Here is a 15,836-nt window from a genome sequence, read left to right as displayed (position 1 = left end):
CAGTCATGCGGAAATCCAGCATATTCGTGCTTTCTGCTATCATGTCGCTCGTCGCTGCGATCGTCCCGGCGCGTGCGCAGGACAAGATCGATGTCGTCGCGAGTTTCTCCCTCCTGGGTGACTTCGTGCGCAATGTCGGTGGCGAGCGGATAGCTGTCACGACCCTGGTCGGCCCGAATGGCGATGCGCATGTCTACACACCGACGCCGCGTGACGCGAAAAAGATCGCCGACGCGAAGCTCGTTGTCGTCAACGGCCTCGGCTTCGAGGGCTGGCTGCCGCGGCTGGTGAAATCATCCGGCGGTAAGGCTGTCATCGTCACCGCGACACAGGGCATCGCACCGCGCAAGCTCGACTCGCACGAGGATCCGCACGCCTGGCAATCGGTGGCCAATGCCAGGATCTACGTCGCAAACATTCGCGATGCGCTGGCCAAGGCCGATCCTGCCGGTGCCGACACCTACAAGGCGAACGCCGAGGCCTATCTCGCGAAGCTGACAACCCTCGACGGTGACGTGAAGGCGGCTGTGGCTTCCATCCCCGCGGCGCACCGCAAGGTGATCTCGACCCACGACGCCTTCGGCTATTTCGCGGCGGCCTATGGCATCGAATTTATTGCGCCGCAGGGCGTTTCGACGGATTCGGAGCCCAGCGCGAAGGATATCGCGGTCATCATCACCCAGCTCAAGATCTCGAAAATTCCGGCGGTTTTTCTGGAAAACATCGCCGATCCCCGGCTGATGCGCCGGATCGCCGCCGAGACCGGGGCAAAAATCGGCGGAACGCTGTATTCGGACAGTCTGACGGCCGAAAACGGCGATGCACCCACTTACATTGATATGGTCAGGCACAATATAAAGGCGCTGACGAGCGCGCTGACCAGTTAGCGCAGGGGCACCCCTGCTGCCGGCGCTGCCCACAAGCTGCAAAGACCCGCCGGAGAAATCATGTCTGAAGCGACTGCCAACAAAATTCCCGTGACCGTGCTGACCGGCTATCTCGGCGCCGGCAAGACCACGCTGCTGAACCGCATCCTGTCGGAAAATCACGGCAAGAAATACGCTGTGATCGTCAACGAATTCGGCGAGATCGGCATCGACAACGACCTCATCATCGGCGCCGATGAAGAAGTGTTCGAGATGAACAACGGCTGCGTCTGCTGCACTGTCCGCGGCGACCTCGTGCGCATTCTCGACGGTCTCATGAAGCGCAAGGGCAAGTTCGACGCGATCATCGTCGAGACCACGGGCCTCGCGGATCCGGCCCCGGTGGCGCAGACCTTCTTCGTCGACGAGGACGTGCAGGCCCATGCGCGGCTCGATGCCGTCGTGACCGTGGCCGATGCCAAATGGCTGAGCGACCGCCTCAAGGACGCGCCGGAAGCCAAGAACCAGATCGCCTTTGCCGACGTCATCGTGCTGAACAAGATCGATCTCGTGTCGAAGGCTGAACTCGCCGAAGTCGAGGCGCGCATCCGCGCCATCAACCCCTACGCCAAGCTGCACAAGACCGAACGCGCGCAGGTCAAGCTGTCCGATGTGCTGGAGCGTGGCGCCTTCGATCTCGATCGAATTCTGGAGATCGAACCGGAATTCCTCAATGCGGACGACGGTCACGATCATCATGACCACGATCACGGCCATCATCACCATCATGATCATGGCCACGGTGGTCTGAAGCACTATCACGACGAGGACATGCATTCGATGTCGCTGCGCACCGATAAGGCGCTCGACGCATCGACCTTCATGCCCTGGCTGCAGGATCTGATGGCCAAGGAGGGCGGCAAGATTTTGCGCTCCAAGGGCATTTTGTCGTTCTCTGGCGACGATGACCGCTACGTGTTTCAGGGCGTGCACATGATGCTGGAAGGCGATCATCAGCGGCCGTGGAAGGACGGCGAGAAGCGCGAAAGCCGTCTTGTCTTTATCGGTCGCGATCTGCCCGAGCAGCTGATTCGCGACGGCTTCGAACGCTGCATCCCCGCCTGATGATGTCCGATTTCAATCCGCTGCAGGAGCAGGAATCCATCGTTTCGGTCACCGACCGTGTGTTGCCGGTGGCCATCGGTGCGTCGGTCACATCAGTGCATTTTCTCGGCGACAAGGCAGCCTTTGTCGGCGCCGAAGAGAAAGTCATGCTGGTTGATCCGGCAGGCGCGATGTCGCCGGTCGAGGTCGCGTTCGGTGGCATCCTGTGCTCGACCTCCGACGGCAAGCGCATCGTGATGGGCTGCGACGACGGCAAGGTCGTCGTGCTCGACCGCGACGGCACAGTCTCGACCTTTGCGACCGATACCAAGCGGCGCTGGATCGACAGCGTCGCGCTGCATCCCGACGGCGCTGTGGCGTGGTCGGCGGGCAAGACGGCCTTCGTGCAGGCGCCGAAGGGCGAAGTGAAATTCTTCGAGGTGCCATCGACCGTTGGCGGTCTGGCATTTGCACCCAAGGGGCTGCGGCTCGCGATTGCACATTACAACGGCGTGACGCTGTGGTTTCCCAACATGGCCGGCAATGCCGAAGTGCTGGAATGGGCCGGTTCGCATCTCGGCGTGACATTCAGCCCGGACAACAAGTTTCTGGTCACCGCGATGCATGAGCCGGCGCTGCATGGCTGGCGTCTCGTCGACGGCAAGCACATGCGCATGACCGGCTATCCGGCACGCGTGCGCTCGATTTCCTGGAGCGCCGGCGGCAAGGGTCTCGCGACCTCGGGCGCCGATACGGTCATCATCTGGCCGTTTGCCAGCAAGGACGGCCCGATGGGCAAGGAGCCGGCGATGCTGGCGCCGCTCAAGGCCAAGGTCACCATGGTGGCCTGTCATCCCAAGCAGGACATCCTGGCCGCCGGTTACAGTGACGGCACTATCCTGATGGTCCGCATGACCGACGGCGCGGAAATTTTGGTACGCGCCAACAAGGGGCAGCCCGTCAGCGCGCTGGCCTGGAATGCCAAGGGTACGCTGCTGGCCTTCGCCGATCAGGACGGCGATGCGGGATTGCTGGAGCTGTAGTTCTTTCACCTCCCCTGTGGGGAGAGGGAGTTCACGACGGTCGGTGCGAGGCGGCATTGTCATCCGCCCGTCACTTCCTGTACGCATGCAGACATCATGCGATTTTTGGCAACATTCCAGACCTACGACTTCCTCGACACGCTGCTCAGCCTGGCCACGGCCTTTGTGCTGGGCACGCTGATCGGTGCTGAGCGACAGTATCGCCAGCGCACCGCGGGCCTGCGCACCAATGTGCTGGTGGCGCTCGGGGCGGCCGCTTTCGTCGATCTCGCGATGCAGCTGCACGGTGCCGATGGCGCGGTGCGCGTGATCGCCTATGTCGTCTCCGGCATTGGCTTTCTCGGCGCGGGCGTCATCATGAAGGAAGGCACCAATGTGCGCGGCCTCAATACGGCGGCGACGCTATGGAGTTCGGCCGCGGTGGGCTCCTGCGCCGGCGCGGACATGATCGCACAGGCTATCGCGCTTACGTTTTTCGTGCTGGCCGGCAATACGCTGCTGCGGCCGCTGGTCAATGCGATCAACCGGGCGCCGCTGGACGCGAAGTCGTCGGAAGTGACCTATTACGTGCGGCTCACAGTCTCGCCCGAGGTGGTACCCGAGATGCGCGAGCGCCTGCAGGAGGCGCTGGAAGCCGCAAAATATCCGGTCGGCGATGTCGATGTGATCGAGCAGAGCGACACCCAGCAGGAGATCGTGGCCACGCTGGTCTCGACGGCCGTCGATCCCAAGGAGCTGGATGCCGTGGCCGCCCGGCTCGAGGCGTATGCCGGCGTGCGCAACGCCACATGGGACGTCAGCACCAAGGACTAGTCGTCCAGAAGAAGTCCAGGGCGCCATAGGCGATCTGCGACTTTCCGGCTCGGGAACTTTGGCGGCCGGCTCCCGTTGTCACCGATTAACTGCGGTGGATGCCATGATCCCGACGACCCAGACGCGCGTGTTCCGGACGTATTTCACGATCGCGATCTTGGCGACCGCAGCAGGATTGGGCGCATCGACGTCGGCAATGGCGCGGCTCACGCTGACGCCACCATCCGCTCGATTTGCCCAGGCGACGCCGCCACTGCAGTCGACGCCGGGTGCCGAAAACAAGCCGTCGGCCCCCGCAGAACCCGCGACCACTGGCCAGCGCCCGCAGGAAACGTCGCCGCAGCCGGCGCGTCCGGATGCAGAAGCACGCGATGCCGGCGCCAAGCCGGCGTTGCCGCCGGCGCCTGCGGAGAAAACGGCGCCGCCGATCACGGCGAAGTAGTCATACGCTGAGCGAGCGATGCGTTCAGTCGGTGTTGGGATCCAGAAGCGCCAGCGTGATCCAGTACGCTTCTAAAGCCGGTTTGGTCACACCTTCCACTTCGATAACCGCATTCCAGGCCGATTGCAGCGAAACCACGCGTTCGGTCAGCTTGACCAAGCGAAACTTGCCGCGCACCCGCGTGCCGGATTTGACCGGACTGTTGAACCGCACGCGCTCGAAGCCATGGTTGACGCCCATCCGCGTTCGCTCGACGCCCGGCATCGCATCGAAAGCCAGCGTCGACAGCAATGACAGCGTTAGAAATCCATGGGCGATCGTACCGCCAAACGGCGTCTCAGCCTTGGCGCGCTCGGGATCGGTGTGGATGAACTGATGATCGCAGGTGGCGTCTGCAAACGTATCGATCATCGTCTGATCGACCATCAGCCATTCCGACACGAGTTCGGGTCCGTTGAGCAGCTTGCGATATTGTTCCAGCGGAATCAGCTTGGCGCGGATCGCTTCCATTTCGGCTGCACGTCTCTCGTCTGACACTCCGGCTTCCCAATATTTGCGCCCGTCATGGACGGCGTTTCAAACGGCCCTTTTTAAGCTCATATGTCATCGTGGTCTCGTGTTTTCACGTGTCCACGGCGGCTGGCTGGGCAGGTGCCTGCAATCTTGTCTCGCCAGCTTCGCCAGTCGCCTCCATACTCCCTGCGCACGAGATCACAGGGGTGCTTCATGAAAATCGACGACGTTCGCAACAACGCCTATTCGATGCCGCTGACCAATCCGTCATTCCCGCGCGGGCCCTACAAATTCTACGACCGCGAATATTTCATCATCAGCTATCGCACCGACATGGACGCGCTGCAGGCCGTGGTGCCGGAGCCGCTGGAGATCGTCGATAACATCGTCAAATACGAATTCATCCGCATGCCGGACTCCACGGGCTTCGGCGACTACACCGAAACCGGGCAGGCGATTCCGGTCCGCCTCAACGGCGTCGAGGGCGTCTATATCCACTCGATGTATCTCGACGACGATGCGCCGATCGCCGGCGGGCGAGAGCTGTGGGGCTTTCCGAAGAAACGCGCGACCCCGAAGATCGTGGTCGAAAGCGACGTACTGGTGGGTACGCTGCATTACGGCTCCGTGCTCTGCGCGTCAGGCACCATGGGCTACAAGCACCGGCCGGTGGATCATGACACGGTAATGCACGCGCTGCAGGTGCCTAACTTTATTCTCAAGATCATCCCGCATGTGGACGGCACGCCGCGCATCTGCGAGCTGGTGCGCTATCACTTGGAACAGATCAATCTGAAGGAAGCCTGGACCGGACCTGCGGCGCTCGGCCTGTTTCCACATGCGCTGGCGGATGTGGCGCGGTTGCCGGTGAAAGAGGTCGTGTCGGCATTGCACTTCAAGTGCGACCTGACGCTGGGATTGGGCGAAGTGGCGTTTGATTATCTGGCGAAGTGAGCTGTCCAGGGCCTCCTCACACGCCGACGTCATACGCGGGCTTGACCCGCGTATCCACCTTTCTGCACCGTCCAACGAAGATGGATGGCCGGGTCAGGCCCGGCCATGACGTGGGGAGAAGGCAGAGCCTCACCATAAAATGCGAAGGTACAAAAAAGGCGGCAGTGTCCGACACTGCCGCCTTCGTCGTTACTCATTCAGGCTGAGCACTCAGTTCAACGCACCAGCACGTTCTTGAACTGCCACGGGTCGCTCGTGTCGATATCTTCCGGGAACAGGCCCGGGCGACCTTCGAGCGGCGTCCAGTCGGTGTAGTAGCCCTTCACCGGGCCGAGATAGGGTGTCTGGATCTCCAGCAGACGCTCGAAGTCGATCTCGTCGGCTTCGACGATGCCTTCGGTCGGGTGCTCCAGCGCCCAGACCATGCCGCCGAGCACGGCCGAGGTCACCTGCAGGCCGGTGGCGTTCTGATAGGGCGCGAGTTCACGCGTCTCCTCGATGGAGAGCTGTGAGCCGAACCAGTAGGCATTGTTGTCGTGGCCGTAGAGCAGCACGCCGAGTTCGTCGATGCCGTCGACGATTTCGTTCTCGTCGAGGATGTGGTGCTTCGTCTGCATCTTGCCGGAGCCGAACATCTCGTGCAGCGACAGTACGGCATCGTCTGCCGGGTGATAGGCATAGTGGCAGGTCGGCCGGAAAACCGCGGTGCCCGACGCGTCACGCACCGTGAAATAATCGGAGATCGAGATCGACTCGTTGTGGGTGACGAGGAAGCCGTATTGCGCGCCGCGCGTCGGGCACCAGGTGCGCACGCGCGTATTGGCGCCGGGCTGCATCAGGTAGATCGCAGCGCCGCAGCCGGCCTCATGGGTGTGTGCATTCTCCGGCATCCACTTTTCATGGGTGCCCCAGCCGAGTTCGGACGGCTGCACGCCTTCCGAGAGGAAGCCTTCGACCGACCAGGTGTTGACGAAGACCTCCGGCGGCTTCGGCGACTTGGAGCGTTGCGTGTCGCGCTCAGCGATGTGGACGCCCTTGATGCCGGCCTGCCGCATCAGGTCCGCCCATTCGGCCTTGGTCTTCGGCTGCGGGGCGTTGAGCTTCAGGTCGGAGGCGACATTCAGCAGCGCCTGCTTGACGAAGAAGGAGACCATGCCGGGATTGGCGCCGCAGCAGGAGACCGCCGTGGTCGAGCCGGCCTTGCGTGCCTTCTTGGCGGCCAGCGTCGTTTCGCGCAAAGCGTAGTTGGAGCGCGCTTCGGCGCCCTTCGATGCGTCGAAATAGAAGCCGAGCCAGGGCTCGTTGACCGTGTCGATGTAGAGCGCGCCGAGCTCGTTGCAGAGCTCCATGATATCGACCGAGCCGGTATCGACCGACAGGTTGACGCAAAAACCCTGGCCGCCGCCCTCAGTGAGGAGCGGCGTCAGCAGTTCGCGATAATTCTCCCTGGTCAGCCCCTGCTGGATGAAGCGCAGGCCATGCTTGTCGCACAGCGCCTTGCGGCCTTCATCCTTGGGGTCGAGCACGGTGATGCGCGACTTGTCGTAGTCGAGATGCCGCTCGATCATCGGCACCATGCCCTTGCCGATCGAGCCGAAGCCGACGATCACGATGGGGCCAGTGATCTTCGCGTAGATCGGCGAGGCGGGGGATGAGGACATCAGCTTCTAACTCCAGACAGGATCAAGATGAACGCGCTGCGTCGTGCGCGGTTGGGAAAGGACAGTGACGATGTGACATCAGAATGAAATTTCGGGAATGAAATCTCGATGCCGGTATTAAATGCAGCTCAGCGCCGTATGCCGACCGAGAGAATGGTCAGCGAACGTGGTTCCCCCGAGGGCGTCTCGAATGTAATGGACTGCCCCGCAGAAAGGCCGATAAGCGCGGCTCCGATCGGGGTCAATACCGAAATTCGCCCGGTGTCCACGTCGGCGGAGGTCGGATAGACCAGTGTGACGTGCTTTTCCTGCCCGCTGATATCGTCGCGGAACGTCACATCGGACCCCATGCCGACGATTCCGGGCAATGGATGAGTGTCGGGCACGATCGTCGCGCGCTCAACTTCGCCGGCCAGAAAGTCGGCGGTCACAGGGTATTTCTCTGCAGCGGCCTCGGCCAGTACGCCGAGACGCTCACGGTCGCTGCGGCGGAGTGTGATGGGCGGCAGCTCAGTGCGAAGGGAATGGATCATGGGTTTCACAGCCAAATGACGCCCGGCGCGCAAAGCGCCCGAGCATGCCAAGAATGATGAGGATGCTGAAATCGAACAAGCCCGGACGGCACGCGCACGTGCGCCCGGGTCACATTCCTGCTTGAAGGTGACCGGCGCGGAGCAGTAAGCGGTTGCGGGGCAGGTTCGTCATGATGGCCGAAACCTATGTATCCTGCAGTGAAAGTCAACCGGCGATGGCGCCGTTGCTAGCAGCGACGTCCAACGGGTGTGTCTGACGCGCGGTTGACGATCAGCTGCGCCGCTTGGCGGTGACTTCGATTTCGACTTTCATCTCGGGCTTGTAGAGCCCGGAGACCACGAGGAGCGTGGCAGCGGGCCTGATCTCGCCGAGATGGGCACCGGTCACCGCGAACACCTTGTCGGCGTCGCTGGCGTCCGTGATGTAGTAGATCGCACGCACGATATCGGCCATGGCAAAGCCGGCCTCCTTCAGCGCGGCTTCAATGGTCTTGAAGCAGTTCTGTGCCTGTGCCGTGACATCGACCGGCAAGATCATGGTGGTGTAATCGTAGCCGGTGGTTCCGGATACGAAGCAGAAATCGCCGTCGACCACCGCACGGCTGTAGCCAGCGGTCTTTTCGAATGGCGATCCGGTGGAAATCAGTTTGCGTGTCATTACCGGGCTCCCCTGCAGAGGAGAGCTCCGCAATGCCGTGTCTTGGTGGTCAAATCAAGCTGCGTGGGCCAGATCGGCAGTCTCAGCAGCCTTGCGGACCCATTTACCGCTTCCGAAGATGATGCCGCGGGCGCCATCCAGCGCTCCGGGCTTCAGCTCGAGGCCGAGCAGGCGATCGCGCTCGAACGGCCCCGGCAGCGCCAGATCGGTCATTTTCTGGGGCATGAAGCCGAAGCGGGCATAATAAGGCGCATCGCCGAGCAGCGCGATGGCGCCATGGCCGCGCGCCGAGGCCTCGGCGATCGCGTGATTCATCAACGCGGCGCCAAGGCCAAGGTCGCGGACTCCCGGATCGACCGCCAGGGGGCCGAGCATCAATGCAGCTCGGCCCCCGGCATCGACATGCCAAAGCCTGATCGTGCCGACCAGCCTGCCTTGCACCACCGCCGAGAAGGCCAGGCCTTCGGCGGGCAGTCGTCCGTCACGCAGTCGCTGGCAGGTGCGGGCATGGCGCGAAGCGCCGAAGCACACATCCAGCAGAGATTCACGGGCGGCGACGTCGGAGCCACGTTCCGCACGGATCTCGTACGAAGGGGCTGCGATGGGCAAAGCAACAGTGTTGTTAGTGGCGGTCTCGTGCAGATCGGTCATGGCATGTCGGTCCCCACTCCGTTTTCACACGGAGTGTTGTCATCCAGAATTGGAAGGTGACGGGATGAGAGCCGGCGGGCCGACTCTCCGATTAGTCATATCCGGGGTGGATGCCGGATATAGTGAGCGAACTTAAATTTGCAACGCTCAGATATGGAAGGTGCGCAGCGGCGGGAAGCCGTTGAACGCCACTGCCGAGTAGGTCGACGTATAGGCGCCGGTGCCTTCGATCAGCAGCTTGTCGCCTATCTCGAGAGTCACGGGCAGCGGATACGGCAGCTTCTCATACATCACGTCGGCCGAATCGCAGGTCGGGCCGGCGAGCACGCAGGGCGTCATCTCGGCGCCGTCATGCGGCGTCTTGATGGCGTAACGGATCGACTCGTCCATGGTCTCGGCGAGACCGCCGAACTTGCCAATGTCCAGGTAAACCCAGCGCACGTCGTCCTCGTCGCTCTTCTTCGAGATCAGAACGACTTCGGCTTCGATGATGCCGGCATTGCCGACCATGCCGCGACCCGGCTCGATGATGGTCTCCGGAATCGCGTTGCCGAAGTGCTTGCGCAGCGCACGGAAGATCGAACGGCCGTACTGCACGACCGCCGGGACTTCCTTGAGGTACTTGGTCGGGAAGCCGCCGCCCATATTGACCATGGAGAGGTTGATCCCGCGCTCGGCGCAGTCACGGAACACCGACGAGGCCATCGCCAGCGCACGGTCCCATGCCTTCACCTTGCGCTGCTGCGAGCCGACATGGAATGAAATGCCATAGGGCTCCAGGCCAAGACGCTTGGCGAGGTCCAGCACGTCGACAGCCATTTCCGGATCGCAGCCGAACTTGCGCGACAGCGGCCACTCGGCGCCGGCGCAATCGTAGAGAATGCGGCAGAACACGCGGGCGCCGGGAGCGGCGCGCGCGATCTTCTCGACCTCAGCGGCGCAGTCGACCGAGAACAGGCCGATGCCGAGCGCGTGGGCGCGCGCGATATCGCGTTCCTTCTTGATGGTGTTGCCGAAGGAGATGCGGTCCGGCGTGGCGCCAGCGTCGAGCGCCATCTGGATTTCCTGCACCGACGCGCAGTCGAAGCACGAGCCCATCGAGGCCAGCAGCGACAGCACTTCCGGCGCCGGGTTTGCCTTCACCGCGTAGAACACGCGGCTGTCGGGCAAAGCCTTCGCAAAGCTCTGGAAGTTGTCGCGCACGACTTCGAGGTCGACGACGAGGCACGGCTCGACATCGGTGCCCTCGTTGCGGCGGGCGCGGAGGAATTCCTGAATACGTTCGGTCATAGCACTCTCCCAAACGGCCCCGCGAAAGGGTCACGTTCAAAAAATGATGACGGTTCAGCGCTTTCGGACCCAGACACGCGATGGAGGCGTGGCAAAGCCAAAAGTACAGACCGTAAGTGCTGCCGTGGATTGGTTGGGAGTGACCCTACCGCACACCTGGCAATGAAGGACAAGCCTCTTCGGTATTCGCGCTGGCTGTTGGAAAGCCAGCAGAGACCAAAAAAGCCCGCTCCGTCGTTGCTTTAAGTCGCGTCCCCCGTTGAGAACGAGGTGCGCCGGTTCGCCTCCGGCTGCCAGTCACGGTTGCAAAGAACAAAGTCACCTTCAACGGCATCTCTGGAGAGAGATGCTGGCCTTTCGCAAAACTCCGCGAACGACCCTCGGCTTCTTCATCCCTTGGCGGCTGTCCGGCCTCTTGTCCGGATACCTACCGACTGACACACGACCACAGGCACGTGCGAAATTGGGCAAGACCGGAAATAGGTTCTTTGACCCTGGTACGCAACAATTTTTTTGGGCTGTGGGGCATTTTATTCAACGCCATCGCGCAGCGTTGCAAACGAGACGCACTCAGCGCGCTCAACATGAACGGATGTTAAGTTCGGTTAAGGAATTGGCGTAGTCTGGGCCTGGCGTGGAGTGCTGAACTACACCAGCGTCATGGTCCTGTAGTCGTCCTCTCGTGCGGCTGTCATCTCGCTCTCGGTGTCTTCTTCCGCGAGAGGAAGGATCCCGTAAACGCTACAGCTAGCGACGAATCACGAGCAGCCCGGGTGACTGGCACTCGACTCAAGCACGCAATTGCGCGCCTGGCTGGGCGATGACAGTCGAGTGTGAAGAAGCCGGAGAGTGGAGCTGCGCGGGCGCGCAGTTCTCAGCCGCGGCGGGTGAACGGCTCGATCCGTGCGGCGGTGCGCAGGAAGGCGACCATGATGGCGACGCCGCACAGGAACAGGCAAACCTGCAGGATGTGCTCGCCGGTGGTGGAGAGGCCGAACAGGATCGACAGCGCCCAGCCGCCCGCGAAGGCGGCGCCGAACACTTCCGCGCCGATCAGGATCGCCGCCGAGATGACGGTGATGACGCTGGGCCAGTAGATGCGGCGAGGGGCGGTGGAGGTGGTCATAATCTCAAGGTCCTGTTTCGGGCCGCAATCTCTCCGAAAAAGCCTGCTGCGGCAAGCACTAAAGGGCCCAAAAAAGCCCCATCGCGTGGTATAGATCGACGCATTCTATGGGCCTCAAAGCAGGATTTCTTATGTCAGAAACGTCGGTCTCGCCGGTTGCGTCGAAAGGTCTCGAAAATCCGCTTCTGAAAGCCTGGCAGACCCCGTTCGAGACCCCGCCGTTCGACGAGATCAAGCCCGAGCACTTCATGCCGGCGTTCGAACAGGCGTTTTTCGACCATTCGGCCGAGATTGCCGCGATCGTGAACGATCCGGCCGTGCCAGACTTTGCCAATACGATCACGGCGCTGGAGCGATCCGGCAAGTTGCTCTCGCGGGTCGCCTCGGTGTTCTACGATCTGGTGTCGGCGCATTCCAATCCGGCGATCCTGGAGATCGACAAGGACGTGTCGTCGCGGATGGCGCGGCACTGGAATCCAATCATGATGAATGCCGTATTGTTCGGCCGCATCGTGGCGCTGCACGACAAACGCGCCGAGCTCGGCCTCACCACCGAACAGATGCGTCTCCTGGAGCGGACCTATACCCGCTTCCACCGCTCCGGCGCCGGCCTCGACGAGACCGCCAAGGCGCGGATGGCCGAGATCAACGAGCGCTTGGCGCATCTCGGCACCAGTTTCAGCCATCATCTGCTCGGCGACGAGCAGGAGTGGTTCATGGAGCTGGGCGAAGGCGATCTCGATGGGCTCGCCGAGAGCTTCGTCGCTTCGGCCAGGGCCTCGGCTGACGAGCGCGGCATGACTGGCAAGGCGATCATCACCACGTCGCGGTCCTCGATGGAGCCGTTCTTGAAAAGCGCGGCGCGGCGCGACCTGCGCGAGAGGGCCTACAAGGCCTTCATCCAGCGCGGCAACAATGGCAACGCCAATGACAACAACGACACCATCGTCGAAATCCTGAAGCTACGCGAGGAGACAGCGAAAATCCTGGGCTTCCCGACCTTCGCAGCCTATCGCCTGGAAGACTCCATGGCCAAGACGCCGGAGGCGGTGCGCGGTCTGCTGGAGCGGGTCTGGAAGCCGGCGCGTGCCCGCGCGCTGGCCGATCGCGATGCGCTGCAGGAGCTGATTGCGGAGGAGGGTGGCAACTTCAAGCTCGCCGCCTGGGATTGGCGCTATTACGCCGAAAAGCTGCGCCAGCGCCGCGCCAATTTCGATGATGCGGCGATCAAGCCTTATCTGACCCTCGACAATATGATCGCGGCGCAATTCGACACCGCGACGCGCTTGTTCGGCATCACCTTCGCCGAGCGCAAGGACGTGCCGGTCTGGCATCCCGACGTCCGCGTGTGGGAGGTCAAGGATGCCAAGGGGGCGCTCAAGGCGATCTTCTATGGTGACTACTTCGCCCGCCCGTCGAAGCGCTCCGGCGCCTGGATGACCTCGCTGCGCGACCAGCAGAAGCTCGACGGCGACGTCGCGCCGCTGGTGCTGAATATCTGCAACTTCGCCAAGGGCACAGACGGCCAGCCGTCATTGCTGTCGCCGGACGATGCGCGCACGCTGTTCCATGAATTCGGCCATGGCTTGCACGGCATGCTCTCGAACGTCACCTATCCCTCGCTGTCGGGCACCTCGGTGTTCACCGACTTCGTCGAACTGCCGTCGCAACTCTATGAACACTGGCAGGAGCAGCCGCAGGTGCTGCAGACGTTCGCCAAGCACTACCAGACCGGCGAGCCGCTGCCCGACGATCTGCTGAAGCGGTTCATCGCTGCCCGCAAGTTCAACCAGGGCTTTGCCACGGTGGAGTTCGTTTCGTCGGCGCTGATCGATATTGAATTCCACACCCAGCCGGCGTCGGCCTCCGCCGATGTCGCGGCCTTCGAGAAGAAGGAGCTGGAAAAGATCGGCATGCCCGAGGAAATCGCGCTGCGGCACCGGCCGACGCAGTTCGGGCACATCTTCTCCGGCGATCACTATGCGTCTGGCTACTACAGCTACATGTGGTCCGAAGTGATGGATGCGGACGCCTTCGGCGCCTTCGAGGAAGCCGGCAATATCTTCGATCCCGCAGTGGCCAAGCGGCTGCATGACGACATCTATTCGTCGGGCGGTTCGGTCGATCCGGAGGCGGCCTATATAGCGTTCCGCGGCCGTGCCCCCGCGCCGGATGCGCTGCTGCGGCGGCGCGGGTTGCTGGAAGAGCCTGAGGCGGCGTGAGGTGATGCTTCTGATGAACCGCTTTTTGGGTTTGATCGCGATCATGACTGCGCTGGCCAGCGGCATCACTGCTGCCTCCGCCCACCCGCATGTCTTCGTCACGGCATCGAGCGAACTGATCTACGCGCCGGACGGCACCATCACCGGCGTGCGCCATGCCTGGGTATTCGACGACATGTTCTCGACCTATGCGCTGCAGGGCATCGAGAGCAAGACCAAGGGTGTCTATACCCGCGAGGAACTGGCGCCGCTGGCACAGACCAATGTGGAGTCGCTGAAGGAATTCGCCTTCTTCACCTTCGCCAAGGTGGAAGGCAAGAAGCAGCGCTTCAACGATCCCGTCGACTATTATCTGGAGAAGCGCGACGCGGCGCTGGTGCTGCACTTCACGCTGCCGTTCAAGACGCCGTTCAAGGCGAAGAAGATGGAGCTGGAAATCTTCGATCCGAGCTTCTTCGTCGATTTCGGTCTGGAGAAGAAAGACCCCATCAAGCTGGCTGGCGCGCCGGCCTCCTGCACGATGGCGATCCAGCGCCCGTCGGACGGCGCCGCCAAGGCGCAGACCATGAATGAGGACACTTTCATGAATGGCGAGAACAGCAATTACGGCGCCATGTTCGCCAACAAGATCACGGTCGATTGCCCATGAGTGTAAGTTCATCGACAGGTCTCTCCCCGCGTCATGCCCGGGCTTGTCCCGGGCATCCACGTCTAGACACCGGCATCCGGAAGACGTGGATGGCCGGAACAAGCCCGGCCATGACGAGCGGATGGAGTGTCGTTCTTGTTTGTGCGGCAGTGCTGGTCGTCGCCGCCATGACCGACGCTTCGCTGCATCACGCTCTCGCGCAGAATCCGTTCGGTGCGCCGAAAGGCGTGCCGGACTCGCAAGTCGGCGGCATCATCGGCTGGTTGCTCACCAAGCAGTCCGAATTCTACCGGGCGATGTCCTCGACCATCCGTGCCGCAAAATCCGACGGCAGCGCGGTGTGGACGCTGCTGGCGATCTCCTTTGCCTACGGTATCTTCCACGCCGCCGGCCCCGGGCACGGCAAGGCGGTGATCTCGTCCTATCTGGTCGCCAATGAAGAGACCGCCAAGCGCGGTATCATATTGTCCTTCGTCTCGGCGCTGATGCAGGCGCTGGTGGCGGTGCTGATTGTCGGCATCGGCGCCTGGCTGCTGAATGTTACGGCCAAGACCATGTGCAGCACCGAGCGCTGGGTGGAGATCGCCAGCTACGGTCTCATCGCGGCGTTCGGCGCGCGGCTGGTCTGGACCAAGGGGCGCGGCTTTGTCCGCGCCTTGCGGCCGTCGCTGCCGGCCGCCGGCCCGCAGCTCGCGATGGCGCATGCCAGCGCGTCCGCGCATGCGCACGATCATGGCCATGACCACCATCACCACGAGCACGCTCATGGCCACGCTCATTCTCATGCGCACGCCCACACGGCGCATGCCGAGGCAACCGCTTCAGCACATGCGCACCATGAGCACAGTCATCACGATCACGTTCATGACGAGCATTGCGGCCATTCCCATGGCCCGACGCCGGATCAGCTCGCAGGCCTCGGCGGCTGGGCGCGCGGACTGTCGGCCGTGTTCACGGTGGGCATCCGGCCGTGTTCCGGCGCGATCCTCGTGCTGGTCTTCGCGCTGGCGCAGGGGATGTTCTGGGCCGGCATCGCTGCGACTTTCGTGATGGGCCTGGGAACCGCGATTACCGTGGCAACCATTGCCGTCATCGCCGTCTCCGCCAAGGGCCTCGCCGGCCGTCTGGCTGGTGGGCGCGATGGCAGTGGCGCGCTGGTGATGCGCGGGATCGAGTTCGGCGCCGCCGCGCTGGTGATGCTGTTCGGGGTTGGCCTGCTGCTGGGCTATGTCGCGGCCGAACGCGTCACCTGTTTCTGATCGCTGTGCTGCCCTGATGGACAGTCCGTCGTCTTGACAAGGTCCAGCCAAA

General features: G+C 62.5%; 16 protein-coding genes. 9 read left to right on the top strand and 7 right to left on the bottom strand.

Annotated elements, in window-relative coordinates; translation table 11 throughout:
- Positions 1-5: 5 nt before the first annotated feature.
- The 5 genes from BLW80_RS06320 (at position 6) to BLW80_RS29790 (ending at position 4,268) form a co-directional block, all read left to right on the top strand.
- Positions 6-887 carry a metal ABC transporter substrate-binding protein gene (locus tag BLW80_RS06320; protein WP_093757219.1) on the top strand — a complete coding sequence of 294 codons (882 nt, stop codon included), beginning with the start codon at positions 6-8 and terminating at the stop codon, positions 885-887.
- Between the two features lie 60 nt (positions 888-947).
- The gene (locus BLW80_RS06315) at positions 948-1,991 is read left to right on the top strand and encodes a CobW family GTP-binding protein (RefSeq protein WP_068729004.1); all 1,044 of its coding nucleotides are present in this window, start codon (positions 948-950) and stop codon (positions 1,989-1,991) included.
- Positions 1,991-3,013 carry a WD40 repeat domain-containing protein gene (locus BLW80_RS06310; RefSeq protein ID WP_093757218.1) on the top strand — a complete coding sequence of 341 codons (1,023 nt, stop codon included), beginning with the start codon at positions 1,991-1,993 and terminating at the stop codon, positions 3,011-3,013. The genes BLW80_RS06315 and BLW80_RS06310 overlap by 1 nt, the downstream gene beginning before the upstream one ends.
- Before the next feature lie 96 nt (positions 3,014-3,109).
- On the top strand, positions 3,110-3,826 hold the full coding sequence (locus BLW80_RS06305; RefSeq protein WP_089265780.1) for an MgtC/SapB family protein: 717 nt from the start codon (positions 3,110-3,112) through the stop codon (positions 3,824-3,826).
- 103 nt (positions 3,827-3,929) lie between these two features.
- Positions 3,930-4,268: a superantigen-like protein SSL4 gene (locus BLW80_RS29790; RefSeq protein ID WP_139285783.1), complete on the top strand. Its 339-nt coding sequence runs from the start codon at positions 3,930-3,932 to the stop codon at positions 4,266-4,268.
- A gap of 24 nt (positions 4,269-4,292) precedes the next feature.
- On the opposite strand, the gene BLW80_RS06295 is transcribed toward BLW80_RS29790, so the two are convergent.
- A complete protein-coding gene (locus tag BLW80_RS06295) occupies positions 4,293-4,778 on the bottom strand; it encodes a MaoC family dehydratase (protein ID WP_093757216.1) in 486 nt (161 codons plus the stop codon).
- A gap of 216 nt (positions 4,779-4,994) precedes the next feature.
- Here BLW80_RS06295 and BLW80_RS06290 point away from each other — a divergent pair, with 216 nt between their 5' ends.
- Positions 4,995-5,735: an acetoacetate decarboxylase gene (locus BLW80_RS06290; RefSeq protein WP_093757215.1), complete on the top strand. Its 741-nt coding sequence runs from the start codon at positions 4,995-4,997 to the stop codon at positions 5,733-5,735.
- Positions 5,736-5,950: 215 nt separating this feature from the next.
- On the opposite strand, the gene BLW80_RS06285 is transcribed toward BLW80_RS06290, so the two are convergent.
- The 6 genes from BLW80_RS06285 to BLW80_RS06255 all read right to left on the bottom strand — a co-directional run bounded on the left by BLW80_RS06285 (position 5,951) and on the right by BLW80_RS06255 (position 11,654).
- Positions 5,951-7,396: a homospermidine synthase gene (locus tag BLW80_RS06285; RefSeq protein WP_093757214.1), complete on the bottom strand. Its 1,446-nt coding sequence runs from the start codon at positions 7,394-7,396 to the stop codon at positions 5,951-5,953.
- Between the two features lie 128 nt (positions 7,397-7,524).
- Complete coding sequence (rnk, locus tag BLW80_RS06280; RefSeq protein ID WP_093757213.1) at positions 7,525-7,929, bottom strand: nucleoside diphosphate kinase regulator; 405 nt, start codon at positions 7,927-7,929, stop codon at positions 7,525-7,527.
- Positions 7,930-8,200: 271 nt separating this feature from the next.
- A complete protein-coding gene (locus BLW80_RS06275) occupies positions 8,201-8,587 on the bottom strand; it encodes a RidA family protein (RefSeq protein ID WP_092145934.1) in 387 nt (128 codons plus the stop codon).
- A 54-nt stretch (positions 8,588-8,641) separates the two neighbouring features.
- Entirely contained in the window at positions 8,642-9,238 is a 597-nt protein-coding gene (locus BLW80_RS06270) for a GNAT family N-acetyltransferase (protein ID WP_093757212.1), read from the bottom strand.
- 147 nt (positions 9,239-9,385) lie between these two features.
- Positions 9,386-10,528, bottom strand: coding sequence for a type III PLP-dependent enzyme (locus BLW80_RS06265; protein ID WP_068728986.1), 1,143 nt, complete (start codon positions 10,526-10,528; stop codon positions 9,386-9,388).
- An 874-nt stretch (positions 10,529-11,402) separates the two neighbouring features.
- On the bottom strand, positions 11,403-11,654 hold the full coding sequence (locus tag BLW80_RS06255) for a hypothetical protein (RefSeq protein ID WP_068728984.1): 252 nt from the start codon (positions 11,652-11,654) through the stop codon (positions 11,403-11,405).
- Between the two features lie 131 nt (positions 11,655-11,785).
- Between BLW80_RS06255 and BLW80_RS06250 the strand changes: the two genes are divergently transcribed.
- From BLW80_RS06250 to BLW80_RS06240, 3 genes are all read left to right on the top strand, one after another.
- A complete protein-coding gene (locus BLW80_RS06250; RefSeq protein WP_093757211.1) occupies positions 11,786-13,876 on the top strand; it encodes a M3 family metallopeptidase in 2,091 nt (696 codons plus the stop codon).
- Positions 13,877-13,889: 13 nt separating this feature from the next.
- Positions 13,890-14,525, top strand: a complete 636-nt coding sequence (locus BLW80_RS06245; RefSeq protein ID WP_244527976.1) for a DUF1007 family protein — start codon at positions 13,890-13,892, stop codon at positions 14,523-14,525.
- Positions 14,526-14,614: 89 nt separating this feature from the next.
- Positions 14,615-15,784, top strand: coding sequence for a nickel/cobalt transporter (locus tag BLW80_RS06240; protein WP_244527974.1), 1,170 nt, complete (start codon positions 14,615-14,617; stop codon positions 15,782-15,784).
- The last annotated feature ends 52 nt before the right edge of the window (positions 15,785-15,836 follow it).

Origin of the sequence: Tardiphaga sp. OK245 (assembly GCF_900108575.1) — a bacterium.
GTDB classification, from domain to species: domain Bacteria; phylum Pseudomonadota; class Alphaproteobacteria; order Rhizobiales; family Xanthobacteraceae; genus Tardiphaga; species Tardiphaga robiniae.
This window is presented reverse-complemented; position numbering and strand designations above follow the sequence as displayed.